We start from the raw sequence: 26,869 nt of genomic DNA, 5'->3' as shown, positions 1-26,869 counted from the left end.
GTCAGCAGCCCTGCCGACTCTTTCCAATAAAACGAGCGCGCTTTCCATGAAGATCAATCTCCCGGTGACCGGGCGCAATGTCGATGTTGCGCCGGATGCGAACATTCTCTCGACCACCGATCTGACCAGCGCGATCACCTACGCCAACGACGATTTCATCAGGATCAGCGGTTACAGCCGCGACGAGCTGCTGGGTGCGCCGCACAATTTGCTGCGTCATCCGGACATGCCGGCGCAGGCGTTTGCCCATATGTGGCAGACGCTCAAGCGCGGGCGGTCGTGGATGGGGCTGGTGAAGAATCGTTGCAAGAACGGTGATCACTACTGGGTCAGTGCCTATGTCACGCCGGTCACGCAGAACGGTGCGGCGGTGGAGTATCAGTCGGTGCGCACGCGGCCGGATGCGCGGCAGATGGCGGCGGCGGAGCGGGCGTATGCGCAGTTGCGTGAGGGGCGGGTGGCGCGGTGGCAGCGGCTGCCAAGCTTGAGTTTGCGGGCGAAGATCATGGCGTTGACCAGTTCGGTACTGGCGGTGGTGCTGGGGATTGAAGCCTGGCTGCGGCCGGAGTCCATCGGCATCGAGGCCGCTGCGCTGGTGGCCGGCAGTGGTGCGTGTGCGTTGGGCGTGGGTTGGTTGTTGCGGCCGCTGGAGCGTCTGACCGAGCGTGCCCGGCTGATTGCCGACAACCCGTTGAGTCAGGGCATTTATACCGGGCGGCGGGATCAGTTCGGGCAGATCGAGTTTGCGTTGCAGATGCTCGAAGCGCAGGTCGGCGCGGTGGTCGGGCGGATTGGTGATGCGTCGCAACGGCTGGCCGGACATGCGGCGCAACTGGTGGATCATCTGCATAGCAGTCACACCAGCACGTTGGCGCAGCAGGCGGAAACCGATCAGGTGGCGGCGGCGATTCATCAGATGGCGGCCAGTGTGGCCGAGGTCGCCAGCCATGCGCAGCAGGCGTCGGTAGCGGCGGATATGGCGGGGACGGAAACCCGTGAAGGTCATCTGTTGGTGGGCGAGAGTCGCAGTGCGGTGTTGCGGCTGGCCGAGGAGTTGGGGCGGGCGACCGAGGTGATTCATCAGCTCGAAGGTCATAGCAGCGAGATTTCCGGGGTGCTGGAGGTGATTCGCAGCATCGCCGAACAAACCAATCTGCTGGCGCTCAACGCGGCGATCGAAGCGGCGCGGGCCGGGGATGCGGGACGTGGATTTGCGGTGGTGGCCGATGAGGTACGCGGTCTGGCTCAGCGCACTCAACAATCGACCAACGAGATTCAACGGATGATCAGCACCCTGCAAAACGGCGCGCGGGATGCGGTGCTGGTGATGCAGCAGAGCAGCGAGCATGTGGATAACAGCGTCGAACAGGCGCAGCGTGCGGCCCAGGCCCTGGACGGGATCAGCGGGCGGGTCGAGCAGATTACCGAGATGAGCCTGCAGATTGCGGCAGCGGTCGAAGAACAGAGCGCGGTGAGCGAGGACATCAACCGCAACATCGTCAGCATTCGCACGGCGTGTGAGTTGACGGTGGATGAGGGGCGCCAGAGCCAGCTCAACTCACAGGATGTGGCGGGGCTGGCGGGGGATTTGCGTTCGCTGGCGCGGGAGTTCTGGGGGCGGCGGCAGGGCGCTTAGGCCGCGCGCAGTGAAATGAACGCGTAGGTCTGTGGCGGCTCGGACACCACTTGTGCCCCGGCCGCCCGTACTTGCCCGGCGATGTCGTCGCCGGAGACATGGAACAGCCATTCACTGGAAACTTCGCTCAATGGCTGCGCCGTGACCTGATCAATCACCGAGGCAAACGCGCCCATGTCCGGCAAGTAAGCGGTAAAGCCGTCGCCCTTGAGCGCGGTGGTGCGGATGCCGAGCAAGCCGCAGATCGCATCCTTGATCCGGATGTCGTCGCGATCCGCCTGACGGGAGCGCTGGATCAGCGTCACCAGTTCCTGATCCACCAGTTCTCCGCCGACGATAAGATCCGGCCCTTGCTCCCACGACTCCGGTGGGCAGTCCTTGGCCGCAGGATTCAACGGAATGTGCGGATTGATTTCGGCGGGATAGATGCGGCACACCAGCGGCCGGCGCTCGTAAATGCGGCACAGTTTGTTTTCGTCAAGATTCCGGCAGGGGCCGACGTTGTAGGCCGCGAAAGTGATCGCCACATGGGCGTCGGACATTCCGCTGCGCACCACCGCCGAACGCCGTTGCGCATGTTCGCGCTGCTGTTCCGGCAGGCCCAGGCCGTTGGCAAGAAACGCCTCCACCAGCACGATCACCTGACCGCCGTCAGCCGCCCACATGCGGGCTTCGGCCAGGGTCAGGGGCACGTGGTGATCGGTGCAGCATTTGCCGCAGCCTACGCAGGAAAAGGTCGTATTCATTGAGCGGGCAATCTTCAATCAGGGTGTGAATCGGCGACGTAAAGCCGCCGTACAGGCCCGGAGTGAAGCAAGTTGTGCGCCATGCGCTCAGGGTTTGGCGGTCGGGCGGATCGAGTCCCATTCGCTGACGAACGCGGTTTTCGACTTTTTGTTGTACAGGCACAGCTCGGTGCCTTGCTGGCCCTTCATGTGTTTTTGCGGGTACTGGCCTTGCAGCAACAGCGCGGTGTAGCCGACGCGATCATCGAATTGCGCGGCGTTGCCGACCGGTTTGGCGTTTTTCAGGCCGCTGGCCTTGGTGCAACTGGCGAGCACGGCTTTGTCGTAGGCCGCCCAGGCATCGGGGCTGGAGGCGTGGGCCAACGGGGCAATGAGGCAAAGCACGGAGAGGGCGAGGCGTTTCATGGTTCGGGCATCCTTGGAGGTTTGATCGCCAAGGTTGGAACATGCCGCAGGATTTTAGTTTGTCAGTCCGGCACCATTTCCCGGCGAACCACATACATTCCAGACATTTCGTACAAGCGCTGCGCTCGCTGATTGCTCTCCAGCACCTTCAGGTCGACAAATCCTTCGCGTCGATCCTGAAACGCCTTGAATGCATGAAGCAGCAAAGCCCGACCCAATCCACGTCCTTGGGCGCGAGGATGCACCACCAGGTTCTTGATGTAGGAACTGGTCCAGCATTGCGCCACCCCAATGACGCCTTCGGCATCGCTGGCGATGAAACACAGTGCCGGATCGTATTCCGGGTCGTTTTCAAACTGCTTTTGCCACACGTCCAGCGCCGGCACCCGGCCACCGCCTTCGCGGTAGCCGATCTGCATCAGTTCATGCACGGCGGATGCGTGTTCGGCGCTGTAGGTCGTGAGTTCGATGCCGTTCGGCCATTCGATGGCGGGCACGTCCTGGCTCAGGTCGCGCCGCATCAGGAAGCAGAACGTCTCGCTCAAGACTCAGTGACCCTGAGCAGCGACATGCTTGGCCGCTTCGATCAGGCAGTGGGTCAGCTCCGGTGAGGAGAACTTGGTCAGCACGCCGTTGGCGCCGGCGAGGCGGGCCTTTTCGCTGTTCATCGCGCTGTCCAGCGAGGTGTGCAGCAACACGTAGAGGTGGGCGAAGTCCGGGGTTTCGCGCAGGGTACGAGTGAAGGCGTAGCCGTCCATCTCGGACATTTCGATGTCGGAGACGATCAGGTTGATCTGCTGCGCCGTGCCTTGCAGGTCCAGCAGGCAGTCGATGGCTTCCTTGGCGCTGCGCGCAGTGTGGCATTGCAGGCCGAGGTTGCGCAGGGTGTGCACCGATTGCTGCAGCGCCACCTGGCTGTCGTCGACCACCAGAATCCGTGCGTTGCCCAGCACTTCGGCGTCTTCCATGCTCAGCTCGGTCGGGGCCATTTCGATCTGCGCCGGGGCGATGCCGTGGATGACTTTTTCGATGTCCAGCACCTGCACCAGCGTGCCGTCCACCGAGGTCACGCCGGTGATGTAAGCGCGCGAACCGCCGGAACCGAACGGCGGCGGTTTGATGTCGGTGGTCAGGCAATGCACGATCTTGCTCACCGCCTGCACGTGCAGGCCCTGTTTCGAACGGCTGACGTCGGTGACGATCAGGCAGCCGCCGTTCGGATCTTCCAGCGGCCGCTCGCCGATGGCGCGGCTCAGGTCGATCACCGACAGCGAAGCGCCGCGCAGGGTGGCGATGCCTTTGACGTGCGGGTGCGACTCCGGCAGCTTGGTCAGCGGCGGGCAGGGGATGATTTCACTGACCTTCAGCAGGTTGATCGCCATCAGCTTGCCGCTGCGCAAGGTAAACAGCAGAAGCGAAAGTGAATCTGCGCGGGCTTTGTTGGAAGACATAAAAACCTTCTGTGGAAAAAGGTGATGGGCGAGAGTGGAAATCGCCAGAAACTATTGATGCCGGGTTATCGGCGTCAAAAGGTTGGGCTTTAGGTTAGTTGTCGGGTGGCTTTGAGATCCAGAGCCCCTCTCCCCAGCCCTCTCCCGGAGGGAGAGGGGGCCGACCGAGGTGTCTGGCGTTGTACATCGACCTGAATGACCGAGTCGATCTGGATTCAGTAAAGATCGTTCACGTCGGCGGATTTCTGCAATATCCCCCAATCAGTCCCCTCTCCCTCAGGGAGAGGGCTAGGGTGAGGGTGTGCTTTTAGCCTTTCATCCCCAACCGCTTGGCCATCCGCGCCAGATTCGCCCGGTCCAGCCCCAGTTCGCGGGCGGCACTGGCCCAGTTGTCCTGATTGCGCTCAAGCGCCGCGCTGATCAACTGCCGCTGATACTGCTCGGTGGCGGTGCGCAGGTCACCGCTGATCAATGGCAGGGCGGCAGTCGCTTCGGACGGCACCGACGAGTTATCCACAACCTCGCGCGGCAGATCGAGGTCCATCGCGCTCAGGCTGAGAATCTTCGGCCGCACCTTGCAGTTGCCCAGCGCTTTCAGTGGACTGCGTCCGATCAAGTGTTCCAGTTCCCGCACGTTGCCCGGCCAGCTATAAGCCAGCAACGCCTCCTGGGCGTCGCTGTTCAGGCGCAGGCTGTTGAGGCCCATGCGCGAGCGGTTCTGTTCTAGGAAATAGCCGCTGAGCAGCAACACATCGCGACCCCGATCTCGCAGCGCCGGTACCCGCAACGGGTAGACGCTGAGGCGATGGTAGAAGTCGGCGCGGTAGCGGCCGCTGCGCACTTCTTCAGCCAGGTCGCGGTTGGTCGCGGCGATCAGGCGCACATCGACCTGGTGTTCCTTGTCCGAACCCAGACGTTGTAACTGGCCGCTCTGCAAAACCCGCAACAGCTTGGCCTGGACGGTCAGCGACAACTCGCCGACTTCATCCAGAAACAGTGTGCCGCCGTTGGCCAGTTCGAACTTGCCGCGCCGGTCGCTGGTGGCGCCGGTGAAGGCGCCGCGCACGTGGCCGAACAGTTCGCTTTCCACCAACGTGTCCGGCAGCGCCGCGCAGTTGAGGCTGATGATCGGTTTGTCGGCGCGCTTGGAGGCTGCGTGAATGGCCTGGGCCACCAGTTCCTTGCCGACCCCGGTTTCCCCAGTGATCAGCACGGTCAGGTCGCTGCCGCCGACCAGATTGATTTCTTCCACCAGCCGTTTGTGGGCCTTGCTCTGGCCGATCATTTCACGGTTTTGCTGACCGCTGGCCTGACGATAAACCTCGGCGCGCTGGTGTTCGTCTTCAGCGCGAATTGCCAGACGCTCGATGCGTTCAGCGGCATTCACAGTGGCCGATGCGAGACTGGCGAAGGCTTGCAGGGCGTCGAGCTCGATCGGTTCGAAACGCTCGGGATCGAGGGCGTCGAGAGTAATCAGGCCCCAAAGCTTTTCATCGACGAACAACGGACAGCCGAGGCAGTCGTGAACTTCAAGATGATCGTCGAGGCCGTCGACCAGTCCGTCGTAAGGATCGGGCAAGTCGCTGTCGGCGGCGAAACGCGTTGGCCCTTCGCCGGCCAGCAGCACTTCGAAGCGCGGGTGTTCGCTGACCTTGAAGCGTCGACCAAGAGTGTCGGTGCTCAAGCCATCCACCGCCAGCGGCACCAGCCATTCACCGTCAAGGCGCAACAGTGCGGCGGCATCGCAGGGCAGCAGGGCGCGCATGGCTTCGAGCAGGCGTCGATAGCGCTCGCCTTCGGGCAGTTCGCGGGACAGGTCGGAGACCAGTGGGAGCAGGGCGGTGAGCAATGATTTGGCGGACATAAGCTTGTAGTCAAAGAGACACGTTGTAGTCGAAGCGACTATAGAGGCACTTGTGTCGATCTGACTACATAATTTTCAAGCTATTGATTTGTATAGAAAAAATAGTTGGCACGAATACTGGAATGGATAAGGCACTTTTAGAGAAAGCTCAGGAGTCACCCTTATGCTTAGCGTCCAGGATCGTGCCATCGTCAAATCCACTGTGCCTCTGCTGGAAAGCGGCGGCGAAGCGCTGATCACCCATTTCTACCGCATGATGCTCTCCGAGTACCCGGAAGTCCGCCCGCTGTTCAACCAGGCCCACCAGGCCAGCGGTGACCAGCCCCGCGCCCTGGCCAACGGCGTGTTGATGTACGCCCGCCACATCGATCAACTCGACCAGTTGGGCGATCTGGTGGCAAAGATCATCAACAAGCACGTGGCCCTGCAGATCCTGCCGGAACACTACCCGATCGTCGGCACCTGCCTGTTGCGCGCCATCTCCGAAGTACTCGGCGAAGAAACCGCCACGCCGGAAGTGATGAACGCCTGGGGCGCAGCCTACGGTCAGTTGGCCGAGATCCTGATCGGCGCCGAAACCGCCATTTATGACCAGAAAGAGCAAGCCGTCGGCGGCTGGCGCGGGGCGCGGGAGTTCATCGTCGCGGCCAAGGTCGAGGAGAGCGCGGAAATCATTTCGTTCTACTTCGAGCCGGCGGACAAGGGCCCGATTCTCGCAGCCGAGCCAGGCCAGTACATCGGCATGAAGCTGATCCTCGACGGCGAAGAAATCCGCCGCAATTACTCGCTGTCGGCACTGGCCAACAAAGGTCAGTACCGCATCAGCGTCAAACGCGAACCGGGCGGCCGTGCCTCCAATTACCTGCACGATCAACTGCATGTCGGCGCCAGCATCCAGCTGTTCCCGCCATCGGGGGAGTTCACCTTGACGGCCAGCGACAAGCCGCTGGTGCTGATTAGCGGCGGCGTCGGCATCACTCCGACTTTGGCGATGCTGGAAGCGGCGCTGGAAACCGAGCGTCCGGTGTACTTCATCCACAGTGCGCGCAACGGCAGCGTGCACGCGTTCCGTGACTGGATCGACGGGCTGGCCGCGCGTCATCCGCAGCTCAAGCGCTTCTATTGCTACGCCGAAGATGATGGTGTGAGCCCGGCGGCGGACAAGGTCGGGTTGTTGAGCGAGGAACAACTGGGCGAGTGGCTGCCGGCGGAGCGTGATGTGGACGCCTACTTCCTCGGGCCGAAAGGCTTCATGGGGGCGATCAAGCGTCACCTGAAGGCGCTGGGTGTACCTGAGAAGCAGAGCCGGTATGAGTTCTTCGGGCCGGCTGCTGCTCTGGAATAATCCGGAACCGAGTCGCCTTCAATCGCGAGCAAGCTCGCTCCCACAGGATTTGTGTGCGACACAGATCCAATGTGGGAGCGAGCCTGCTCGCGAAAGGGGTCGGCGCGGTCCTGATTCTTAAATTCTGTTTAAAGGTTAATCGTTTCTTAACCGGTTTATCGTTTATTCCCCGATTCTGATGATAGGCGCTCGTTCGTTTACATGATCAGGATCGCCCCCATGTCGCACTTCGCCTCTTCCCGTCGTTTCAGCCTGGCCACTTTGGGCCTGTCGGTTGCCTTGTTGTCCAGTCCGTTCGCGTTCGCCGAATCCACCTTGATCGAACCCCAGACCCTGATCGTCGATCAGAGCCTGCCCAAGGCCCAGCGAGATGCAATGGAACTGGCGGCGCGGCGTTACGGCAGTTTCTGGAACACGGGTGAAGAGGCGTTGGCCACCGCCGCCCTGTCGCCGCAGTTCGTCGACAAGACCCCGCCGGAAGGCCGGGTGCAGGGGCCGACCGGGCCGCTGCTGGCGTCGAAGTTCTTTCGCACGGCGGTGCCGGACGTGAGTTGCGAGATCGAGCAAATGATCGTCGCCGGGGATCGCGTGGTGGTGCATCTGCACTTTCGCGGGCATTTCACCGGCACGTTCAAGGCTCTCAAAGGGCAGGGCCAGCGTGTAGACTTCCGGGCAACCGATATCTATCAGATCGACAACGGTCGCATCGCGGCCAATTGGCATATCGAAGACAACATCAGCCTGATGGCGCAACTGCAAGCGCAGCCGCCGGCCAGCTGAACCATGGACATGAAAGGGAAACGCGATGAGCGAGGAAACGATTCGATTGGGACGTGAGCGGCGCTATCTGGTGTTGCTGGGCATCATCTGCCTGGCGCTGATCGGCGGCGCGCTGTACATGCAGATCGTGCTGGGCGAGGCGCCATGCCCGCTGTGCATCCTGCAGCGTTATGCGTTGCTGCTGATCGCGCTGTTCGCGTTCATCGGCGCGGCCATGCGCACCCGGCGCAGCATCACGGTGTTCGAGGTGCTGGTGGTGATTTGCGCCATCGCCGGGGCCGGTGTCGCCGGGCATCACGTGTACACCCAGTTCTATCCGGCGGTGAGCTGCGGCATCGATGTGTTGCAACCGATCGTCGATGACCTGCCGCTGGCAAAGATCTTCCCGCTGGGCTTCCAGGTCGACGGTTTCTGCTCGACGCCGTACCCGCCGATCCTCGGCCTTTCGCTGGCGCAATGGGCACTCGTGGCCTTCGTGCTGGTGGTGATCCTGGTGCCGCTGCTGACCTCGCGTAACCGAAAAGCGTTGCGCTGAATCAACTTTTCGGCGCGTGCGCCGATAAAACAAACGCCTCGATTTGCGGTGACGCAGATCGAGGCGTTTTGCATTTCAGGGTCTGTGTGAAAACACCGTGACGAACGGCAAGGAAGGGTGCGACAGGTGTGCGACATGTTGTCACACAGGCCGTGTCGCAGCTCGTTTCACAGGCCCGGATTGGAGTGCTGTTACAAAAAAGGATTGGTCTGTTTCAGCGTTTTTCGGTTTTTGCACGCGTGTGCCGGATCAGGCAGTTTTAACAGACTCCGGCAGATGGCCAAAAGCCTTGGCATATCGGGCTTTGCGCGGATCGCGCCGTGGGAAAAACCCCTCGGAGCTGTCTGAACTGAGGCCGATAGACCTACATTTTTTGGTGTTTTTGTTGAGAATCGATTTCGATAACATGCGGAACTTTTGCAAAAACGGTGATGGATTGTTGCTCGGAGCGATAAAAATTATTTCGGGATAAGACATGGTGTATAGGGCGCTACCTATCTACAATCGCCCGCACTGAATTCCCGGCACTGTTCAGCCTTTATTAAGGAGGCGAGCAGGAAGTCGGGTGTCGAGCAGCCGAGAGGCTTGCGAGACACCCAGGTGTCGGTGCCTTCCAACTTTCCGCACCAAATGGAATTGGTCTGTAACAAGGCCTTTGACCACGAATTCGAATAAGAACTGACCGCTGTCCCAGGTTTTGTCGAGCGTCTGACGCGCGACGGGCGGCCCTTATTCAATCCAAAGAAAATGCCAACCCTTGGCAGGGTGAAGTGTTGGCGATCAAAACCCAACTGCATTGCGCAAGCTGCTTTAGAGGTCGTGAGATGAGTAAAAACAGGTACCCCAGATTACTAGGCCTAGTGCCGCTGCTCGGCACGTTGTTGCTGGGAGGCTGCAACATGACCTTGCTCAATCCAACGGGCCAGGTCGGCCTGGAACAGCGCAACCTGATCATCACCGCCACGCTGCTGATGCTGTTGGTCGTTGTGCCGGTCATCGTGATGACCTTCCTGTTCGCCTGGAAGTACCGTGCCTCGAACAAGAACGCCGTCTACACCCCGAAATGGTCGCACTCGACCAAGATCGAAGTGGCAGTCTGGACCATCCCGGTCCTGATCATCATTGCCCTGGGTTACATCACCTACAAGTCGACCCACTCGCTGGATCCGTATCGTCCGATCGAATCCGACGTCAAGCCTGTGACCATCGAAGTGGTCGCGCTGGACTGGAAGTGGCTGTTCATCTACCCGGAACAAGGCATCGCCACGGTCAACAAGATCGTGTTCCCGGCGCACACCCCGGTTAACTTCCGGATCACTTCGGACGCGGTGATGAACTCGTTCTTCATCCCGGGCCTGGGCGGCCAGATCTACGCGATGGCGGGCATGACCACCAAGCTGCACCTGATCGCTGACCGCAACGCTGAAATGGACGGTATCTCCGCCAACTACAGCGGCGCTGGTTTCACCGGTATGAAATTCAAAGCGATCGCAACTTCTCAGGAAGATTTCGACGCCTGGGTAAGTGAAGTCAAAAAGGCACCTAAACAGCTTGAAGCCGCTGAATACGCAGCCCTTGCCAAGCCAAGCCAGAACAATCCAGTCGAGCTCTACTCCTCGGTCACGCCGAACCTGTTCCAGACCATCGTCGACAAGTACGAAGGCATGAAACCGGGCAAGCCGCTGAAGCACGAGAAGAAAGAGAAAGAAGTGGCGGCAACGGATATGGACTCGAATTCGCATTCAGCTGCCGGGGCAGAGGAGTAAACGATGTTTGGTAAATTAAGTTGGGAAGCGATCCCTTTCCACGAGCCGATCGTGATGGTCACCATCTCGATGATCGCGCTCGGTGGTCTGGCGTTGTTCGCTGCAATCACCTACTTCAAGAAGTGGACTTACCTGTGGACCGAGTGGCTGACGTCGGTCGACCACAAGAAAATCGGCGTGATGTACATCATCGTCGCCATGGTCATGCTGCTGCGCGGTTTTGCCGACGCCATCATGATGCGTACCCAGCTGGCCATGGCCACCGAGGGTTCGCCTGGCTACCTGCCACCTGAACACTATGACCAGATCTTCACCGCTCACGGTGTGATCATGATCATCTTCATGGCGATGCCATTCTTCACCGGCCTGATGAACCTTGCAGTGCCGCTGCAGATCGGCGCGCGTGACGTTGCGTTCCCGTTCCTGAACTCCCTGAGCTTCTGGCTGCTGGTATCCGGCGTCGTGCTGATCAACCTGTCCCTGGGCGTCGGCGAATTCGCCAAGACCGGCTGGGTTGCCTATCCACCGCTGTCGGGTCTGCAATACAGCCCTGGCGTGGGGATGGACTACTACATCTGGGCGCTACAGCTATCGGGTCTGGGTACAACGTTAACGGGGGTCAACTTCCTCGCGACCGTGCTGAAAATGCGTACCCCAGGCATGAAACTGATGGACATGCCGATCTTCACCTGGACCTGCACCTGGGCAAACGTTCTGATCGTGGCTTCGTTCCCGATCCTGACCGCTACCCTGGCACTGCTGACCCTTGACCGTTACATGGATTTCCACATTTTCACCAATGAACTTGGTGGCAATCCAATGATGTACGTCAACCTGTTCTGGGCATGGGGCCACCCTGAGGTTTACATCCTGATCCTGCCGGCGTTCGGCATTTTCTCGGAAGTCATCTCGGCCTTCACCGGCAAGAAACTGTTCGGCCACCACTCGATGATCTACGCCTCGGGCGCGATCTCGGTACTGGGCTTCATGGTTTGGCTGCACCACTTCTTCACCATGGGTTCGGGTGCCAGCGTCAACGCCTTCTTCGGTCTGGCGACGATGCTGATTTCCATCCCGACGGGTGTGAAACTGTTCAACTGGCTGTTCACCATCTACCAGGGCCGTCTGCGCTTCACCAGCCAGGTTCTGTGGACCCTGGGCTTCATGGTGACCTTCGCCATCGGCGGTATGACCGGCGTACTGCTGGCCATTCCGGGTGCTGACTTCGTTCTGCACAACAGCCTGTTCGTGATCGCTCACTTCCACAACGTGATCATCGGCGGCGCGGTATTCGGCTACATCGCAGGCTTCGGCTTCTACTTCCCGAAAGCGTTCGGCTTCAAGCTGCACGAAGGCTGGGGTAAAGCAGCGTTCTGGTTCTGGATCTCGGGCTTCTTCGTCGCGTTCATGCCGCTCTACGCTCTGGGCTTCATGGGCATGACCCGTCGTCTGAACGCCACCACCAACCCTGAGTGGGTACCGTACCTGTACGTTGCCATGTTCGGTGCGGTGATGATTGCTGTGGGTATCGCCTGCCAGCTGATCCAGCTGTACGTGTCGGTGCGTGACCGCAACAAGCCGGAAAACATGTGCGAACACGGTGACCCGTGGAATGCCCATACCCTGGAATGGTCGACCTCGTCGCCACCTCCGTTCTACAACTTCGCTGTACTGCCAAAAGCAGACTGCATCGATCCGTTCACCGAGGCCAAGGAAAACGGTACTGCGTACAAGGCTCCGGCCAAGTACGAACCGATCCACATGCCGAACAACACCGCCACTGGCGTGGTGATGGGCGCACTGCTGACCGTGTTCGGTTTCGCGATGATCTGGCACATCTGGTGGTTGGCGATCGCCAGCCTGGCCGGCACTGTCATCTACTTCGTGATTCACGCAGCACGTGACGATCAGGGCTACATGGTGCCGGTTGAAACAATCGAGCGCATCGAAGCCGAGCAGCACAAGCGTCTGGTAGCGGCCGGGAAGATCCCTGCTTCCGCAACCCGTGTTGAAACCAAGTTGGAACAGGCTTAAACAATGTCGAACTTAGTGACCAATGCTGGACACGCCCATGGTCATGACCATGGGCACGATGACCATCACCACGACTCGGGCGAGATGACCGTATACGGTTTCTGGCTCTACCTGATGACCGACTGCATTCTGTTTGCGTCGATCTTCGCGGTGTACGCGGTACTGGTAAACAACGTCGCCGGTGGCCCGTCGGGCCACGACATCTTCGAACTGCCATACGTGCTGGGCGAAACCGCTCTGCTGTTGTTCAGTTCGATCACCTACGGCTTCGCCATGCTGGCGTTGTACAAAGGTAAGAAGCAGCAGGTTCTGGGCTGGTTGTTCATGACCTTCCTGCTCGGTGCAGGCTTCATCGCCATGGAGATCAACGAGTTCCACCTGCTGATCTCCGAGGGCTTCGGTCCTAGCCGTTCGGGCTTCCTGTCGGCGTTCTTCACGCTGGTCGGTACCCACGGTCTGCACGTGTCCGCCGGTCTGATCTGGATGGGCATCATGATGTACCAGGTCAACAAGCACGGCCTGACGGCGACCAACAAGACCCGTCTGAGCTGCCTGAGCCTGTTCTGGCACTTCCTGGACGTGGTGTGGATCTGCGTATTCACCGTTGTTTACCTGATGGGGACCCTGTAATGGCTAATGCACACTCCCATGACAGCCATGATGCTGGCCACGGCAGCGTAAAGTCGTACGCCATTGGCTTCATCCTGTCGGTAATCCTGACCGTCATCCCGTTCGGCCTGGTGATGTTCCCGACCCTGCCGAAGTCGACGACGCTGGCAATCGTCCTGCTGTTCGCCGTGATCCAGGTGATCGTTCACCTGTATTACTTCCTGCACCTGGACCGTTCCATCGCTCAACGTAACAACGTGATTGCGTTCGTCTTTACGGCCATCGTGATCGTGCTGCTGGTCGGGCTGTCGCTGTGGATCATGTTCAGCATCCACACCTACATGATGGCGAAGTGAGGTAAACCCGATGTCGCTCAAGCACTTTATCCAAATCACCAAACCGGGGATCATTTTCGGTAACGTGCTTTCTGTGGCAGGCGGGTTCTTCCTGGCCTCGAAAGGGCATGTCGATCTGGCCGTGTTTCTGGCAGCCATGATCGGCACTTCCCTGGTTGTGGCCTCCGGTTGCGTGTTCAACAACTGCATCGACCGCGACATCGACCTGAAGATGGAACGCACCAAGAACCGGGTGCTGGTCCAGGGCTTGATCTCCCTGAAACTGGCCCTGGTCTATGCGACCGTCCTGGGTGTCGCCGGCGTTGCGTTGCTGTACAAGGTGGCCAACCCGTTGGCTGCCCTGTTCGCCGTGATCGGCTTCATCATCTACGTCGGCTTCTACAGCCTGTACCTCAAGCGCAAGTCGGTTCACGGCACGCTGGTGGGCAGTCTGTCGGGCGCCATGCCGCCGGTGATCGGTTACGTGGCCGTGACCAACAGCTTCGACATGGCCGCGCTGACCCTGCTGGTGATGTTCAGCCTGTGGCAGATGCCGCATTCCTACGCCATCGCGATCTTCCGCTTCAACGATTACCTGGCCGCATCGATTCCGGTGCTGCCAGTGAAGCGCGGGATCCAGGTGGCCAAGAAGCACATCCTGATCTACATCCTGGCCTTCCTCGTGGCGACCTTGATGCTGACCTTCAGCGGTTACGCCGGCATGAGCTACCTCGCCGTCGCCGCGGCCATGGGCATGTACTGGCTGTACATGGCCTGGACCGGCTACAAGGCGGTGGATGACACGGTCTGGGCACGCAAGCTGTTCGTGTTCTCGATCTTCACCATCACCGCGTTGAGCGTCATGATGTCCCTGGACTTCAAGGTGCCGACCGAGCTGCTGCTGACGTACGCGCCGTAAGGTTCGAACGTTGTACGAGAAACCCCGTTCATCGAGAGATGAGCGGGGTTTTTTGTTGCTCGGATGATGGAGAAACGACGCCCTTTGTCGCGAACGGACTCTCTCCCAAAAGGGTGGGGTTATCAGCCATTCCCTCGAAACGACTAGCTAGAAATCGACAGGTTGCGGTCGATAGGCAAAAGCCCTAGATTCGGATCCAACTACATGCATCGATCTAGAGGCTGGGCGAAATGACTGAGAGGATGACCTGCGACGAGCGATTCATTGCCCTGGCAAAAGAGCTGAACTACGACATCAATGGCGAGAACACGGTGGGTGGCAATTACGCGCCGTTGATCCGTCATCGCGATGAGATCTACATCAGCGGCATGGTGCCGCGCACCGAGGGCAAGATTCAGTATCCGGGGCGGGTGGGGCAGGAGTTGACGCTCAAGGATGCGCAGGCCGCGGCGAGCATCAGCGCGATGCGGTGTCTGGCCTTTATCGTCGATGCAGTCGGTTCGCTGGACAAGGTCAGGTCGTTGTTGCGGGTCACGGTGTACGTGAAGTCCACGCCGGATTTCGTTGACCTCAGCGAAGTCGCCAATGGCGCGTCGGATGTGTTCAGTTATGTGTTGGGCGATGTCGGGCGACACACCCGCACCACCGTTGGCGTCTATCAGTTGCCGAAAAACGCAGCCATCGAAGTCGATATGATCGCCGCAGTGCATCCTTCGGCGTAATCGCTGAAAGCCGCACAACAAAAAGCCCCGCCTGAATTTCAGTGCGGGGCTTTTTTGTCAGCGCACGGTATTACTGGGCGGCGATGCTGTAGCCATCAAACGCGGTCTGCTGTTGCAGGGCGGTGATGATGTTCTTGCGATTGATGGCGTGTTCGGCGCCGGAGTTGTCGACGAACGTTTCGCCTTCGATTTCCGCCTCGTCGCCTTCGCCGACGAAGGTGAAGCCGAGGAATTCCAGCGCCTCGCGATCCACGCTCAGGCGCGAGCGCGGTGTGCGCATTGGCAGGGTCACGCTGATGCCGTCCTTGCTGATGCTGAACACTTCAACGTCTTTCTTGGCGCGTGCGGCCTTGCTCTTGCCGCCGCTCGGGTTGCTGATCGCCTGGTGGGTCTGGTTCAGAACCTTGAGGGCCAGGCCATAGACGATTTCCTGGAACGCCGGATCGTCCTTGAAGCTGGACAGGATGCGGCTGATCGGGAATTTGCTGCTCAGATCTTCGAGGGCGGCGATGTCGGCGGCTTCGGCGTCCTTCAGGCGCTTGAGTTCGCCCATCAGCTCATAGGCCTGGTCGTCATCGAAGCGGTCGTGTGCCTGACGGATCGCGGCGCGCAGTTCGCGGATCTGATCGCTTTCGCGGCTCGACTGGAACGCGTCCAGCACCATCTCGCTGATGATCTTCGCCTGTGGGATGTGTTGTGAAAGATTGATGGAGTTTTCGTATTCCGCTTTGGACGACAGAGTGACTACGGATTCAGCGGTGTTGAAATCGGACATTGAAATTTCACTACTTTTTTAACTTGAGATGAGACGAGAAAGCGCTGGGGGCTTTTTCAGGCCGACTAATTTAGGGGAGCGCGGCAGCGTTGTCACGGAGCAAGGGGCCGGTGGTGCCGATTATTTGTCCGGATGATTTGTGAAGGGCAACCAGGCACCGCGCGTGTCCTGTCTCATTCATTGGCGACAGCGTTCTCGGGTAGTCGCCGGGACGTCAGGCCACGCAGCGTCCAGTAGAGCTTCAACGAACGGGTACCGATCAGGCCGCACATGAAACCCGCAATGCCGGACTTGAGCAGCTGCATGTCCGGGGACGCGGAAATCTCCGGATTCACGTCATGCTGGTAACCGAAGTAGTAGTTCGCGGAAAAGAACATCAGGTACATGATCAGGATTTTTACCGTGCCCGGCATGATCAGCCCTGTCGCAGAGTCGTCGAGCACCACGCCCCGCCGCGAGAATACCAGCCAGGCCGAGAGACCGCCCAGCAACAGCGCGCCGAACCAGGTGCTGAAAAACAAGGCCGGGTTGATCGACAGGTTCAGGGAGTACAGCGACCATGCCAAAAACGCCGGGGGCGTTATCAGCATCGAGACACGACTCTCGCGTCGGGGAGAAAACGACTTGATGCCGAAATAAACCACCAGCAGAAAAATCAGGTAAACCCGTATCGGAGTGTTTTGCAGAATCGTGAGCATTGCGCAGCATCCATGCTGGAAAAGGAGGAGGGTGGAGCATAGTCGGGGTCACAGTAACCGTCGGCTATTTCAGTCGCAAACGCTCCATCGCGATCACCGACGTTTCAAACCCCAGGCTGGCAAAAAACGCTTCAGCACCTTCGCGCCCGGCACGCAGAACCCATGTAATGTCGGTGTTATCGCCTATCACATGTTCGACCAGCGCCCGCCCGATTCCCGCGCGCCGGTGTTGCCCGTCGACCACGACCATCGACAGGTAACCGTTGGACAAACCATCGGTGATGGCACGGGCGAAACCGACAATTTGCTGGCCGCTCAATGCCACAGCGCTGCGCTGAGAGTTCTGAACAAGCTGTGCGAAATGTTCGGCGGTGCCGGTGCGATGGCCCCAGCCGTGCGCCTCCAGAAACTGCCTTGCTGCCTCCACTTCCGTGGGCAGAAGGTCGCGTATTGAAATGTCTTTGTTCATTCGTTGATTCCGTCCTTGGTGTATTTCCAACAGTAGCCGCGTTGCTTACGGTCTGCCCCACATCTGCATGGCGAACTCGACGAAGCGACGCAGTTTCGGCAGCCGATAGCGATCCGGCGCGTAAAGCAGATGCATCGGGCGGTTCGGCGGCTGGTAGTCCGGCATCACCACGACCAGTCGGCCGTCGCGCAGGTCCTGTTCCACCAGCGCATCCGGCAGCATCACGATGCCCATGCCAGTGCGTGCGGCCTGATGCAGGCCGGCGGAGCTGTTGATCAGCATCGGGCCTTTGACGTCGACCATGATTTCCCCGTCCGGGCCGCTAAGGCGCCACTGTTTTTCCACCGATTGCCAGTCATCGCCGGCGGGGTAGGCGAAGGACAGGCAGTCGTGCTGACGCAGTTCTTCGGGCGTGAGCGGCATGCCGCGTCGGGCCACGTATTCCGGGGAGGCGCAGACGGTCAGGGTGTAGTCGATCAGCGGGCGGGCGATCAGGTTGGACTGGTCGAAGTGGCCCAGTCGGAAGGCCACGTCGAGGCCGCTTTCCAGCAGATCCGGACGGCGGTTGGTCAGGATCACGTCGAGTTTGACCTGCGGACATTGCAGGGAAAACTCACTGAGCGCCGGGGCCAGACGTTCGACGCCAAAGGTCAGCGGCGCGGTGACCCGCAGGATGCCGCGCGGTTCATCAAGCGTCTGCTCGGCGAGGCGTTCGGAGTCGGCGACCAGACCGAGTACTTCCAGACAGCGCTGGTAGTAAACGCTGCCGAACTCGGTCAGCCGCTGGCGACGGGTGGTGCGTTGCAACAGTTGCACGCCGAGCCGTTGCTCCAGCGCCCGCAGGTGATTGCCCACCATGGTCGTGGACATTTCGCACTGCAGCGCGGCCGCCGTCATGCTGCCGGACTCCACAACCTTGACGTACACGCTCATCGACTGGAACAAATCCATTATGAAGCCCGGCTTTTAAATGATTGAAGTTTTGCCGAGTTTATCCAGTTCAGGTGGATAACCATACTGCCAGCACCTCTCACCTCGCTGGAGTTTGCCGACATGACCGCCGCCCTGATGAATACCTATCAATCGCTGGACTTGAGCTTCATCAAAGGCCTGGGCACCCGACTCTGGGATCAGGCGGGCCGCGAGTATCTGGACGCAGTGGCAGGCGTGGCGGTGACCAATGTCGGTCACTCGCACCCGCGCATCGTGTCGGCGATCAGCGAGCAGGCGGGATTGTTGCTGCACACGTCCAATCTCTACAGCATCGACTGGCAACAATCGCTGGCGCAGAAGCTGACGCGGCTGGCGGGGATGGAGCGGGCGTTTTTCAACAACTCCGGTGCCGAGGCCAACGAAACCGCGCTGAAACTGGCGCGCCTGTATGGCTGGCGCAAAGGTATCGAACAGCCGCTGGTGGTGGTCATGGCCAACGCGTTTCATGGCCGTACCCTCGGCACCTTGTCCGCCAGCGATGGCCCGGCGGTGCGCCTGGGCTTCAATGAGTTGCCCGGGGATTTCGTCAAAGTGCCGTTCGGCGATCTTCAGGCGCTGGAGCAAGTGCAGCGCAAACATGGTCAGCGGATCGTGGCGATTCTGGTCGAACCGATCCAGGGCGAAAGCGGCGTGCAACTGGCGCCGCCCGGCTACCTCAAGGCCCTGCGTGAATTGTGCAACCATCACGCCTGGCTGCTGATGCTCGACGAAATCCAGACCGGTATCGGCCGTACCGGCCGCTGGTTCGCGTTTCAGCACGAAGGCATCGTTCCCGACGTCATGACCCTCGCCAAGGGCCTGGGCAACGGCGTGCCGATCGGCGCTTGCCTGGCACGGGGCAGGGCGGCGGATCTGTTCACCCCCGGCAGCCACGGCAGCACCTTCGGCGGTAATCCACTGGCGTGCCGGGTGGGTTGCACCGTGCTCGAGATCATTGAGGAACAAGGCCTGCTGGAAAATGCCAGGGTCCAAGGCGAGCGCCTGCTGACCCGCTTGCGCGCAGAGCTGGCGGACAATCCGAATGTGCTGGCGATTCGTGGACAAGGGCTGATGATCGGCATCGAACTCAAACAGCCGGTCCGCGACCTGACATTGATTGCGGCACGGGATCATGGACTGCTGATCAACGTCACTCGCGGCAAGACGATTCGGTTGCTGCCGCCGCTGACGATTGATGAGCGGGAGGTGGGGATGATTGTCAGAGGAGTTGGCCGTTCCCTGAGCCTTGTCTCATCCCCCGGTCAGTAGTGAAATCTGCAAGTTATGACGCAGATTTCGCCGTCTACGATTGCATAGACCAGGCGATGCTCGGCAGTTATCCGCCGTGACCAGAAGACGCTCATGTTGTGCTTGAGCGGCTCCGGTTTACCCAAGCCTTCAAAGGGTTGGCGCTGGATCGCTTTGATCAGAAGATTGATTCGTTTGAGACCGGCCTTATCGTTTTGTTGAAACCATAAGTAGTCTTCCCAGCCCGTTGGCGTGAACTGGATTTTTATTCTTCGAACAGCTGCCTGACTTTGGCTTTTCCAGCGCGCATTTCGCCAATCGATTTGATCAAGCGCTCGGCATTGGCCGGAGAACGCAGCAGATAAGCCGTTTCTTCCAGCGCGTTGTATTCGGCCAGAGACATCATGACTACAGGCTCGCCTTTTTGACGGGTTACCAACAATGGGGCGCAGTCTTCATTCACGCGTTCCATGGTTTCAGCCAAGTGCGCACGAGCTGTGGTGTAGTTGATAGTGTCCATCTCACACCTCGCTTGATACAAAGAACGTTCAGAAATGAGTACAGGGCGACAAGGCGATTCCTACCCGTGGTTGTGCCACAGACGGGCTGCCTGCGGTGTAGTGAGTATCACCGAAGTCTCATCGAGACGTTTCTGTGCCTTCTGTAAGCTGATTCCGACGAGCCTGCCATCCCTCTCACTCTCTACGTGAGATTTCTCTAATCAGGGTAGTCCGACAAATCCGGCGCCAGCATCCGGGTCTTCGGTGCGCCGTTCGCGTTGTGCTGGATGATGTCTTTCGGTTGCCCCTGTTGATTGAAAAACACCTGACCAATCCCCGCCGAATTCCACAGCCGTTCACCCGCTTCGGCGTGTTCCGGCACGTACGGGACGATGCGCATGCGGCGGCGTTTGGTCAGCCAGTTGAGCGGCGAGCGTGGTGAGTAGAGCCAGCGATTTAGGCGGTCGAACCATTCCAGCAGGGTGGGCGGGAACTCGTTTTTGATGCCGCTGCTGGTGATCTGCCAGATGCGCGGGCCGGCCTTGCGGTGTCGGATCAGGACTTCGTAGACGAAGGAATAATGCACGTCGCCTGACAGCACCACGTAGCTGCCCGGTGTACGCGAGTGTCGGAAAATGTTCAGGATCACTTGGGCTGCGCCGCGATGGGCCATCCAGTTTTCTGCGTCCACCAGCAGTGGATAACCGCACCAGCTGAATACTCTCTGCACGGTTTCGATCAGCTTCACACCGAAGATCGGTGCCGGCGAAACGATGATCGCTGAAGGGTGGTCGAGCAGTTCCTGCTGCAGTTCGCTCAAGGCTTCCCAGTCCAGCAAACCCGACGGTTGCTTGAGCGCCATCTCGCTGCGCCAGCGTCGGGTTCGGGTGTCGAGTACCACCAGCGCCGGACTGGTTGGCATTACGAAATGCCATTGCTGAAAGCGCAGAAGTTCCTCAATCAGTTCGTCCTGCACGGGAGTGTCAAGATAGCGGTCGTCACCGCTGGCGCTCAGGCCTCGGGTTTTCTCCAGTACAGCGCTGAATGCATCCGGATTGTTGCCCCAGCCCTGACACAACATGTAGGCGATCAGCGCGTTGCCGATGATGCGTTTGGAGAACGGGTGGCCGTAGGCCGTTTCCTCCCATTGCGCGGACAGGTTCCAGTCATCGGTGATGTCATGGTCGTCGAAAATCATGAGGCTCGGCAGATGCGCCAGTGCCCGGGCCACCTGGCCGAGGCCGGCCTTGAACCCGTCGATGCGGGTCTGTTCGAGGGCATAGCGCTTGAGGCGTTCCGGCGTCAGTGCCGGCGGCTGCGGATTGACCAGTGTCCAGGGCGTTGGCGACCACACCAGTAAATACATCGCCATGACTTCGGCAAACGTCACGAGGTGATTGTCGGCGCTGCTGCTGGTGAAAATCGGCTTGCGCGCACCCCCGAAAAAGCGCTCGCGCAATGTCTCGTTGCTTTCGAGTGCCGGCAGCAAATCCGCGCGGTGGTAGTAGCTGGCCGGGTGTTCGTAGAGTTTGGCGCTGTCGCTGACCACCGCGCCTTCGAGGTGCTCACCGAACAGACCGAGGCGCTCGATCAGGGCATGAATCGCCCGCAACATCGGACCGGCCACGTCGTCGGCGTAAACCTGATCGCCGCTCATCATCAACAGGGCGGGACGTTGCTGCGGATCGGTTTCGGCGGCCAGCAACCGATCAACGCAGAGCAGACCGTCGGCGGCCGGGTGATGGGGCTTGCGGCAGGAACCGTGGAGCAACTGGTCGATGCGCGAACGCAGGACGAAGTTCGGGCTGGTGGCGTTGTCGTAAAGCAGGTGTGGCGCCCAATCGGCGATGGGCTGCTGGCCATCGTTCAACAGGTCGTAGTCGATGCGGGTGTCGCAGGGCAGGGCCGTCTCGAGGGGGACATCGATCAGGTGAACAAATGCCCGGTTGCCTACCGGAATGACCGTGCATTTCCCGGCATCCAGTGGAATGTCTCCTACGCCTTGCAGGCGCAAGGTCAACGACAGCTCGCGGCTGCCGACCAGCCAAAACACTAAGCGTGTCGGTTCCAGTCGGCGCAGCAGTGGGCCGGCCAGAACAGCAGGCAACGGGCTCAGGTCATCAGGTGTCGGAGGCATCGGGGGAAAAGCTCAAGGCGCACAGGCCGGCGATGATAGCGCAGCCGGCGCCTCGAACCCTTAAACCAGGCTTAAGAGCCCGTTTTTTCCAGCTTCAGCGCCAGCAGGCGCCATTCGGCAGGTGTCGCGTCGACTCTCGGCTGTTCCTGTACGGAGCAGTCGAAGCGGTAGGTCACGTCGTCTCCATTCATGTTCCGCGCGGTGACGGTGTTGCTGAAGGTGTAGACCTGATCCTTGAAGCGTTGCGGCGTCAGGCTTTTGCTGTCGGCAAACCGGGCAGACGCGGGGAAGCGCAAGGTGCTGGTCACGAACGGGCTGCACATGACATACGCGAGCATCGACTTGTCGCCCTGCGCGTCGGCGCGCAATTTTTTGCTCAGCACTGTCAGGGCCTTACGCCCCTCATCGTCACTCTGGTCGATCACGGTTTGCACCGACATCGTCTTCGGCGCGCGACTGGCGTAATTCGGCAGCAACGCGGAGTCCGCTGGAGAGGGTGTGTTGTCCGGCTCGATAGCGGCGAACACCGGCGCGTCTTTCAGTGAAGCAGGGCTTGCAACCGCCTCGGCTTCCGGCAGCAACGAGGTCGGTTCGGCTTCCTGCTGTGCCACGACCTTTTCAGTCTGCGCGGCGTCGTAGCGATGCGCCGACGGGAACAATGAAAAAGTGATCGCCAGCACCACCATCGAAACAATGAAACCGCCTGCTACACCGACCAGGTTGGCGTAAAACAGATTCCAGCTGCCGCGGTTTTTCACTACCCAGCGCCACATGAAACCCCAGGCCGCGACAAATGCCAGAAAACGCAGAAACTCCATTCGATCCTTTCCTTAAACCTGCTGAAGCCGGATATCAGCGCCGTTCCGATAACGAGCACTGAAAGATGGGCGGCAAGATATCAAAATAGATTTCTGGCGCCACAAGAACCTTCACACGCCGTGTCGATACAGATCACTTGAGCGCAAAAAACGCCAGAGCGGTAATGCCGGCCACTGTGCCGCAAAGGCCTGCCAGCAGCTGCCGCGCAATCAGGGGCTCGACTTGCGAGCGTCGGGCGACCAGCATCCATACGCCGACCAGCGCCGCGGCGGTCGTCATCATTTCCAGCAATGTGGTCGTCAGACCGGTTACGTGCGGACGGCTCGACCCGAACAGACCGATGTAGAACTCCGAGACCACCAGACCTACCAGCATGCCGCTGGCAGCGCCCAGCAGGTTGGCGAGGAACAGGTTCCAGGTGCCACGATGTTTGACCACCCACACCCACATGGTCACCCAGGCTAAAAGACAAAACGCTGCATCCATCGCACCCCTCCTTTTGAATCAGTTTCGTCAGGCCCATGGCTCCCGGGCCGACACTGGACGGCAAGATAGCAAAATAGTAGCTTCGCGCCACTTTCCTGATTCCTGTAATGGACTACTCATGTCAAAAGTCGCCCCTGCTCTGCGTCTGCTGTGTGCAATCACTTTCGCCAGCGCCATGACCCCGGCATTCGCCGCCTGGAAAGAGCACCCGGAAAACAGCTGGAAGTATTACCTCGCCAATTGTCAGCGCATGCAGGAAAAAATGGCCGACGTCCAGAGCGGTCGCGTGCCCGGCGCCTTTGAGGTGATGGGCGATTTGGAGAACAGCCAGGGGAGCATGAATGAGCACCGCCCAAACCTGCCTCCCCAATACCTCGCCTCCGGGGAATTCGCTCAATGCGAAAACGTGGCGGCCGAGGCCGATGCGATGATTGCCCGTGGCAAAGCCGAGTTCGCCGACAGAATGAACCAGGCCGCCGAGCAAGGCCGGATCGCCCACCAGAACTCCCCCGAATACCAACGCGCCCGTTCACTCGGCTACAGCGATGTCGGTGAAATCTCCTTCCTCAAACTTCACGAAGACATGGACGGCGAAGCGCGCCTGAAAACCATGATGATTACCGTCGATGAAGTCTGCGGCCAATACTTTCGTGCCACGCAATATGTGAAGCCGTATGTGATCTACACCGTGCGGCCGTCGGATGGCGGATGTGGCGAGGAAAAACGCGTGGCGATTGTCGGCGGCAGGTCGGTGGAGAAGGGTGATTACATCGATGAGCGGGGCGAGTTTCAGTATGTGGGCTGGAAGAAACTGGTGGGGGCGGATGGGTTTCCTACTGAGATTCGGGTGTTGAAGGCTCGGCGCTGACCGCAAAACAGTAACGCCGTCCAGTCACGTGTGGGGGAAGTAATTCACAGCAAGAAACAGCAGGGTCGCCATGCCGGCGACCAAGCCACACACCGCGCCGAGCAACTGACGTGCAACCGGATGTTCGGGTTGACGGCGATTGGCAATCCACAGCCATACCCCCGCCAGAACGCCCGCGCTGGTGATGAACACCACCAGACTGCGATGCAGGTTGGGTGTCGCCATCGACGTACCAATGACTGCGTCGTAAATCAGCGTGAACACAATGCCGGTAACCACGCCACTTCCGGCGCCGGCAAGGTTGGCCAGCAACAGGTTCCACTCACCCCGTTGCTTCACCACCCAGAGCCAGGTTCCAGCCATCACCAGCAAGCACAACACCGCATCCATTTTGGTTCATTCCCGAGTGCGCGATAACAGAGGCGGTTGACAGGCCTCTGGCGAGTGGACGGCAAGATATCAAAATAGAAGCTGCGCGCCACTTTCTTCATCTGCGTAGCTTAAAGAATGTCCTTCAAATAACCCTTGAGCGCGAGGAGCGGCTGATCCAGCTGCTCCAGCGACTGCGCCTGACTGAAGTCGGTCGACAACTTGTGCAGCTCCCGCCCCAACGGTTTCTCGACGCCACCCAACGCATCCATCGCCAGCGCCAGGCACTCGTTCATCTTGAGCTGGATCGTCTCGACATCACCCCGGCGCACCAGCAGTTCGAACACGTCTTTCTGATAGTCGCCCATGACCATGTCATCGCGCAGGATCGGGCTCAGGCCTTCCTCCTCATACGCGAGTTTGAGGGAGAACAGGGCGACGGTTTCCAGTGACGTTTCCATGGAGTGAACCTGTGTGAGATCTCGCCGGAGGGCCAGCGGCACTTTCCGACAGACGAAAAAAAAGGCCTTGCTAAGCAAGACCTTTTCTAATTTTGGTGCCCCGAGGGAGACTGTAGTAGTCCAGTAAACTCAAGGCCTCCAGAGAGGTTTGCTGTTCAGGGATACATGTAGGGATACATGCCCGCCATTGCTAGGCCGGCATGATACCCGGATGGTCGTTCCAGTCACAAACGCCACAGCTCAGATACGAGTCCCCGTCGGGAGCGATATCGACATCGTAGAACTTGCGGATTTCGCGAGACTTGCAAACCGGACAGTGATCAGTCCTGTCCTGCTCTTCACGTTTGAGAATCTGCATCATGTGGCCAACAACTGTCTGGCAAGTGTGAATGGCAATGGACGACGCTGTTTTACTGGCGCTCTTGGTGTGTGTCAGCCAATTCGATAGTTGCCAAGCCTCTTTGGCTAGGTTCTTCAAATGCTGCCGCAGTTCCTTATTGCTACCGCCACCACAGAGATGATTCATCAACAAGTCGATCCATGCGATGAAATTGGCATCTTGAGGGCGGTCGACGTCTTGAGGGATATCGCTCAGTCTTCTGACGGCGCCCATAAGCGAGACCAATGCTTCGCGCAGGAGCATGCCTACAGCTTGAAAGTCTTCAGCTTCGACTGCTGCGTCATGGCGAGCGTCTGCCTGATCCATGCGTCGAAACACTTCATCGAAAGGTGTGGGGTCTGAGCTATCGATCCGATCTGGACGACTCCGCAAGCGCATCATCAGCCCTATGTGGAAAGAGATCGTGTAGTCGAGTGTGGGGAAGTGCTTCTGGGAATAAAGATTCGTGAGGTTGGTAATGACCCACCACCGATCCTTATCCGTCGTTACGTCCCAAATTTCGTATGTGTCACCCAGGACGATTTCCTTTTTTATGCGCTCGACGTGCTGAACAACTTCATCACGTGCCTGGGTCTCAACATAGATAGCGATATCTCGCTCCGCATGGAGGTCGCTTTCCACGCTATAACGCGAAAGCTCGTCGGCCGGAACCGGGTGCGAGTGAATGGTGCATTCCCCTTCAGTCGGCAAATCCTGTTCATCATTCATCGTACTTTCCTTTCAGTCTGCACCACGAGAGCGCTGGTGAATCGAGTATGTCAGAGGAGTACGGCGGCTGAGGCACCGAAATGTGCTGGGGACCCTGAGAGATTACCGATGGTACGGGGTCGGAAACCCGCGGGATCTTGCTAGTGGGAGATGCTCCAGCTTATTAAAATTTCAACGTTGAAAATTGAAAGAATCTTGAAAAAAAGGTCAATCGTCACCGTATCGGCAATAGTGGTCCCTAGGGCAAATGCACTGGTGAACAGGCTGATCAGCGGATCCACCTGTTTACTAAGATCGAAGTTCTCCAGATGACATGGTCTGCTGGGGGGGCGACCCCTATTCCAATCTGAGTCTCAGGGGGGAGGCAGGCTCCAAATTTGCCCCTGATTCCGCTGACGGCATTCATGCTCCCTGGGGGGCGGGGAATATGCCCCGCAAATCAGGTGTTACTAATGTTACCGGTGTAACATTCAATATTAACCTGCTGTATTTGCTGAGGATTCTATGAGTAACATCGTTTTTGTGCGCTTGCAATGACAGGTGTTACCAAGCTATCTCGTGTAACAGTCGGCAATGCGTACTCGTTCTTGCCAGGAGGCGATCAGTCAACGCTCTCGTCAATTGTAAGGTGGCCTGTCGGCAGGTCCGTTTCTTGTCGGTGTAGTGGAGCAATGAATTGGATAGCTTGCGACTACTCGGATGTCTAGCTTTAGAACACGTATAGGAATAATGCTAATCTGTGGGTTAAAGCTTATAGGCAATCGGGCTATCCAGTTGGCAAATAAATTGTATTCCTCAAAAACACGAAAGTT

The 26,869-nt window shown here is 59.1% G+C and carries 29 protein-coding genes and 1 pseudogene; 13 read left to right on the top strand and 17 right to left on the bottom strand.

The genetic code is table 11. The features are described from left to right. Positions 1-46 precede the first annotated feature (46 nt). Both CAF74_RS29560 and CAF74_RS03785 read left to right on the top strand, forming a co-directional pair. A pseudogene (locus CAF74_RS29560) lies at positions 47-328 on the top strand (PAS domain-containing protein); the annotation flags it as partial. Positions 329-532: 204 nt separating this feature from the next. After that, positions 533-1,636 carry a methyl-accepting chemotaxis protein gene (locus CAF74_RS03785; RefSeq protein ID WP_371857321.1) on the top strand — a complete coding sequence of 368 codons (1,104 nt, stop codon included), beginning with the start codon at positions 533-535 and terminating at the stop codon, positions 1,634-1,636. Here CAF74_RS03785 and CAF74_RS03780 read toward each other — a convergent pair. From CAF74_RS03780 to norR, 5 genes are all read right to left on the bottom strand, one after another. After that, complete coding sequence (locus CAF74_RS03780; protein WP_085745342.1) at positions 1,633-2,382, bottom strand: YkgJ family cysteine cluster protein; 750 nt, start codon at positions 2,380-2,382, stop codon at positions 1,633-1,635. The genes CAF74_RS03785 and CAF74_RS03780 overlap by 4 nt on opposite strands. An 87-nt stretch (positions 2,383-2,469) precedes the next feature. Further along, complete coding sequence (locus CAF74_RS03775; RefSeq protein WP_085745341.1) at positions 2,470-2,787, bottom strand: hypothetical protein; 318 nt, start codon at positions 2,785-2,787, stop codon at positions 2,470-2,472. 62 nt (positions 2,788-2,849) lie between these two features. Further along, the gene (locus CAF74_RS03770; RefSeq protein ID WP_085745340.1) at positions 2,850-3,308 is read right to left on the bottom strand and encodes an N-acetyltransferase; all 459 of its coding nucleotides are present in this window, start codon (positions 3,306-3,308) and stop codon (positions 2,850-2,852) included. A gap of 27 nt (positions 3,309-3,335) precedes the next feature. Beyond that, a complete protein-coding gene (locus CAF74_RS03765; RefSeq protein ID WP_011335848.1) occupies positions 3,336-4,238 on the bottom strand; it encodes a chemotaxis protein CheV in 903 nt (300 codons plus the stop codon). A gap of 307 nt (positions 4,239-4,545) precedes the next feature. After that, entirely contained in the window at positions 4,546-6,102 is a 1,557-nt protein-coding gene (gene norR / locus CAF74_RS03760) for a nitric oxide reductase transcriptional regulator NorR (RefSeq protein ID WP_085745339.1), read from the bottom strand. Positions 6,103-6,265: 163 nt separating this feature from the next. Here norR and hmpA point away from each other — a divergent pair, with 163 nt between their 5' ends. From hmpA to CAF74_RS03710, 9 genes are all read left to right on the top strand, one after another. Continuing rightward, complete coding sequence (hmpA, locus tag CAF74_RS03755; protein ID WP_085745338.1) at positions 6,266-7,447, top strand: NO-inducible flavohemoprotein; 1,182 nt, start codon at positions 6,266-6,268, stop codon at positions 7,445-7,447. 219 nt (positions 7,448-7,666) lie between these two features. Further along, entirely contained in the window at positions 7,667-8,227 is a 561-nt protein-coding gene (locus CAF74_RS03750) for an ester cyclase (protein WP_085745337.1), read from the top strand. 25 nt (positions 8,228-8,252) lie between these two features. Further along, entirely contained in the window at positions 8,253-8,762 is a 510-nt protein-coding gene (locus tag CAF74_RS03745; RefSeq protein ID WP_007956723.1) for a disulfide bond formation protein B, read from the top strand. A gap of 824 nt (positions 8,763-9,586) precedes the next feature. Beyond that, entirely contained in the window at positions 9,587-10,528 is a 942-nt protein-coding gene (gene cyoA / locus CAF74_RS03735) for a ubiquinol oxidase subunit II (RefSeq protein WP_011335843.1), read from the top strand. A gap of 3 nt (positions 10,529-10,531) precedes the next feature. Then, positions 10,532-12,562: a cytochrome o ubiquinol oxidase subunit I gene (cyoB, locus tag CAF74_RS03730; RefSeq protein ID WP_007956721.1), complete on the top strand. Its 2,031-nt coding sequence runs from the start codon at positions 10,532-10,534 to the stop codon at positions 12,560-12,562. Positions 12,563-12,565: 3 nt separating this feature from the next. After that, positions 12,566-13,192 (top strand): cytochrome o ubiquinol oxidase subunit III, encoded by a 627-nt coding sequence (locus CAF74_RS03725; RefSeq protein ID WP_007956720.1) that lies wholly within the window; start codon positions 12,566-12,568, stop codon positions 13,190-13,192. Then, complete coding sequence (gene cyoD / locus CAF74_RS03720) at positions 13,192-13,527, top strand: cytochrome o ubiquinol oxidase subunit IV (RefSeq protein ID WP_007956718.1); 336 nt, start codon at positions 13,192-13,194, stop codon at positions 13,525-13,527. Before CAF74_RS03725 ends, cyoD begins: the two co-directional genes overlap by 1 nt. A 10-nt stretch (positions 13,528-13,537) precedes the next feature. After that, a complete protein-coding gene (gene cyoE / locus CAF74_RS03715) occupies positions 13,538-14,425 on the top strand; it encodes a heme o synthase (protein WP_007956716.1) in 888 nt (295 codons plus the stop codon). 230 nt (positions 14,426-14,655) lie between these two features. After that, entirely contained in the window at positions 14,656-15,147 is a 492-nt protein-coding gene (locus tag CAF74_RS03710; RefSeq protein ID WP_011335841.1) for a RidA family protein, read from the top strand. A gap of 70 nt (positions 15,148-15,217) precedes the next feature. On the opposite strand, the gene CAF74_RS03705 is transcribed toward CAF74_RS03710, so the two are convergent. The 4 genes from CAF74_RS03705 to CAF74_RS03690 all read right to left on the bottom strand — a co-directional run bounded on the left by CAF74_RS03705 (position 15,218) and on the right by CAF74_RS03690 (position 18,040). Next, on the bottom strand, positions 15,218-15,922 hold the full coding sequence (locus CAF74_RS03705) for a hypothetical protein (RefSeq protein ID WP_085745336.1): 705 nt from the start codon (positions 15,920-15,922) through the stop codon (positions 15,218-15,220). Positions 15,923-16,095: 173 nt separating this feature from the next. Continuing rightward, positions 16,096-16,620: a hypothetical protein gene (locus CAF74_RS03700; RefSeq protein ID WP_085745335.1), complete on the bottom strand. Its 525-nt coding sequence runs from the start codon at positions 16,618-16,620 to the stop codon at positions 16,096-16,098. Positions 16,621-16,684: 64 nt separating this feature from the next. Continuing rightward, the gene (locus tag CAF74_RS03695; RefSeq protein ID WP_085745334.1) at positions 16,685-17,089 is read right to left on the bottom strand and encodes a GNAT family N-acetyltransferase; all 405 of its coding nucleotides are present in this window, start codon (positions 17,087-17,089) and stop codon (positions 16,685-16,687) included. A 45-nt stretch (positions 17,090-17,134) separates the two neighbouring features. Further along, the gene (locus tag CAF74_RS03690; protein ID WP_007956710.1) at positions 17,135-18,040 is read right to left on the bottom strand and encodes a LysR family transcriptional regulator; all 906 of its coding nucleotides are present in this window, start codon (positions 18,038-18,040) and stop codon (positions 17,135-17,137) included. 102 nt (positions 18,041-18,142) lie between these two features. Here CAF74_RS03690 and CAF74_RS03685 point away from each other — a divergent pair, with 102 nt between their 5' ends. After that, positions 18,143-19,330 (top strand): aspartate aminotransferase family protein, encoded by a 1,188-nt coding sequence (locus tag CAF74_RS03685; RefSeq protein ID WP_085745333.1) that lies wholly within the window; start codon positions 18,143-18,145, stop codon positions 19,328-19,330. Here the strand turns inward: CAF74_RS03685 and CAF74_RS03680 are convergent. From CAF74_RS03680 to CAF74_RS03660, 5 genes are all read right to left on the bottom strand, one after another. Next, positions 19,324-19,578: a Txe/YoeB family addiction module toxin gene (locus tag CAF74_RS03680; RefSeq protein ID WP_085745332.1), complete on the bottom strand. Its 255-nt coding sequence runs from the start codon at positions 19,576-19,578 to the stop codon at positions 19,324-19,326. The two genes, CAF74_RS03685 and CAF74_RS03680, sit on opposite strands and share 7 nt — an antisense overlap. Beyond that, positions 19,575-19,829, bottom strand: a complete 255-nt coding sequence (locus CAF74_RS03675) for a type II toxin-antitoxin system Phd/YefM family antitoxin (RefSeq protein ID WP_085684641.1) — start codon at positions 19,827-19,829, stop codon at positions 19,575-19,577. Before CAF74_RS03675 ends, CAF74_RS03680 begins: the two co-directional genes overlap by 4 nt. Positions 19,830-20,026: 197 nt before the next feature. Beyond that, positions 20,027-21,946, bottom strand: a complete 1,920-nt coding sequence (locus CAF74_RS03670) for an alkaline phosphatase D family protein (RefSeq protein WP_085745331.1) — start codon at positions 21,944-21,946, stop codon at positions 20,027-20,029. A gap of 71 nt (positions 21,947-22,017) precedes the next feature. Then, positions 22,018-22,764, bottom strand: coding sequence for a hypothetical protein (locus CAF74_RS03665; protein WP_085745330.1), 747 nt, complete (start codon positions 22,762-22,764; stop codon positions 22,018-22,020). Between the two features lie 133 nt (positions 22,765-22,897). After that, positions 22,898-23,251: a hypothetical protein gene (locus CAF74_RS03660; protein WP_085745329.1), complete on the bottom strand. Its 354-nt coding sequence runs from the start codon at positions 23,249-23,251 to the stop codon at positions 22,898-22,900. Positions 23,252-23,369: 118 nt separating this feature from the next. Here CAF74_RS03660 and CAF74_RS03655 point away from each other — a divergent pair, with 118 nt between their 5' ends. Next, complete coding sequence (locus tag CAF74_RS03655; RefSeq protein ID WP_085745328.1) at positions 23,370-24,119, top strand: hypothetical protein; 750 nt, start codon at positions 23,370-23,372, stop codon at positions 24,117-24,119. A gap of 24 nt (positions 24,120-24,143) precedes the next feature. Here the strand turns inward: CAF74_RS03655 and CAF74_RS03650 are convergent, their stop codons facing one another. The 3 genes from CAF74_RS03650 to CAF74_RS03640 all read right to left on the bottom strand — a co-directional run bounded on the left by CAF74_RS03650 (position 24,144) and on the right by CAF74_RS03640 (position 26,057). After that, on the bottom strand, positions 24,144-24,509 hold the full coding sequence (locus CAF74_RS03650; protein ID WP_085745327.1) for a hypothetical protein: 366 nt from the start codon (positions 24,507-24,509) through the stop codon (positions 24,144-24,146). Positions 24,510-24,619: 110 nt separating this feature from the next. Next, entirely contained in the window at positions 24,620-24,949 is a 330-nt protein-coding gene (locus CAF74_RS03645) for a hypothetical protein (RefSeq protein ID WP_064599251.1), read from the bottom strand. 190 nt (positions 24,950-25,139) lie between these two features. After that, complete coding sequence (locus CAF74_RS03640) at positions 25,140-26,057, bottom strand: gamma-glutamylcyclotransferase (protein WP_085745326.1); 918 nt, start codon at positions 26,055-26,057, stop codon at positions 25,140-25,142. Positions 26,058-26,869: the final 812 nt, after the last annotated feature.

The sequence above is a fragment of the Pseudomonas sp. R45(2017) genome (assembly GCF_002112305.1).
GTDB classification, from domain to species: domain Bacteria; phylum Pseudomonadota; class Gammaproteobacteria; order Pseudomonadales; family Pseudomonadaceae; genus Aquipseudomonas; species Aquipseudomonas paraglycinae.
Note: the sequence above shows the minus strand (reverse complement) of the source record. Positions and strands in the feature narration are given on the sequence as shown.

Bases quoted from the DNA above. Each gene is read 5' to 3' on its own strand.
- CAF74_RS03695 (WP_085745334.1), bottom strand. From the start codon at position 17,089: ATGAACAAAGACATTTCAATACGCGACCTTCTGCCCACGGAAGTGGAG.
- cyoE (WP_007956716.1), top strand. From the start codon at position 13,538: ATGTCGCTCAAGCACTTTATCCAAATCACCAAACCGGGGATCATTTTC.
- CAF74_RS03710 (WP_011335841.1), top strand. From the start codon at position 14,656: ATGACTGAGAGGATGACCTGCGACGAGCGATTCATTGCCCTGGCAAAA.
- CAF74_RS03690 (WP_007956710.1), bottom strand. From the start codon at position 18,040: ATGGATTTGTTCCAGTCGATGAGCGTGTACGTCAAGGTTGTGGAGTCC.
- CAF74_RS03705 (WP_085745336.1), bottom strand. From the start codon at position 15,922: ATGTCCGATTTCAACACCGCTGAATCCGTAGTCACTCTGTCGTCCAAA.
- cyoA (WP_011335843.1), top strand. From the start codon at position 9,587: ATGAGTAAAAACAGGTACCCCAGATTACTAGGCCTAGTGCCGCTGCTC.
- CAF74_RS03655 (WP_085745328.1), top strand. From the start codon at position 23,370: ATGTCAAAAGTCGCCCCTGCTCTGCGTCTGCTGTGTGCAATCACTTTC.
- CAF74_RS03725 (WP_007956720.1), top strand. From the start codon at position 12,566: ATGTCGAACTTAGTGACCAATGCTGGACACGCCCATGGTCATGACCAT.
- CAF74_RS03640 (WP_085745326.1), bottom strand. From the start codon at position 26,057: ATGAATGATGAACAGGATTTGCCGACTGAAGGGGAATGCACCATTCAC.
- CAF74_RS03665 (WP_085745330.1), bottom strand. From the start codon at position 22,764: ATGGAGTTTCTGCGTTTTCTGGCATTTGTCGCGGCCTGGGGTTTCATG.
- CAF74_RS03770 (WP_085745340.1), bottom strand. From the start codon at position 3,308: ATGCGGCGCGACCTGAGCCAGGACGTGCCCGCCATCGAATGGCCGAAC.
- CAF74_RS03750 (WP_085745337.1), top strand. From the start codon at position 7,667: ATGTCGCACTTCGCCTCTTCCCGTCGTTTCAGCCTGGCCACTTTGGGC.
- norR (WP_085745339.1), bottom strand. From the start codon at position 6,102: ATGTCCGCCAAATCATTGCTCACCGCCCTGCTCCCACTGGTCTCCGAC.
- CAF74_RS03645 (WP_064599251.1), bottom strand. From the start codon at position 24,949: ATGGAAACGTCACTGGAAACCGTCGCCCTGTTCTCCCTCAAACTCGCG.
- CAF74_RS03700 (WP_085745335.1), bottom strand. From the start codon at position 16,620: ATGCTCACGATTCTGCAAAACACTCCGATACGGGTTTACCTGATTTTT.
- CAF74_RS03675 (WP_085684641.1), bottom strand. From the start codon at position 19,829: ATGGACACTATCAACTACACCACAGCTCGTGCGCACTTGGCTGAAACC.
- CAF74_RS03660 (WP_085745329.1), bottom strand. From the start codon at position 23,251: ATGGATGCAGCGTTTTGTCTTTTAGCCTGGGTGACCATGTGGGTGTGG.
- CAF74_RS03685 (WP_085745333.1), top strand. From the start codon at position 18,143: ATGACCGCCGCCCTGATGAATACCTATCAATCGCTGGACTTGAGCTTC.
- hmpA (WP_085745338.1), top strand. From the start codon at position 6,266: ATGCTTAGCGTCCAGGATCGTGCCATCGTCAAATCCACTGTGCCTCTG.
- CAF74_RS03780 (WP_085745342.1), bottom strand. From the start codon at position 2,382: ATGAATACGACCTTTTCCTGCGTAGGCTGCGGCAAATGCTGCACCGAT.
- cyoB (WP_007956721.1), top strand. From the start codon at position 10,532: ATGTTTGGTAAATTAAGTTGGGAAGCGATCCCTTTCCACGAGCCGATC.
- CAF74_RS03765 (WP_011335848.1), bottom strand. From the start codon at position 4,238: ATGTCTTCCAACAAAGCCCGCGCAGATTCACTTTCGCTTCTGCTGTTT.
- CAF74_RS03745 (WP_007956723.1), top strand. From the start codon at position 8,253: ATGAGCGAGGAAACGATTCGATTGGGACGTGAGCGGCGCTATCTGGTG.
- CAF74_RS03775 (WP_085745341.1), bottom strand. From the start codon at position 2,787: ATGAAACGCCTCGCCCTCTCCGTGCTTTGCCTCATTGCCCCGTTGGCC.
- CAF74_RS03670 (WP_085745331.1), bottom strand. From the start codon at position 21,946: ATGCCTCCGACACCTGATGACCTGAGCCCGTTGCCTGCTGTTCTGGCC.
- cyoD (WP_007956718.1), top strand. From the start codon at position 13,192: ATGGCTAATGCACACTCCCATGACAGCCATGATGCTGGCCACGGCAGC.
- CAF74_RS03650 (WP_085745327.1), bottom strand. From the start codon at position 24,509: ATGGATGCGGTGTTGTGCTTGCTGGTGATGGCTGGAACCTGGCTCTGG.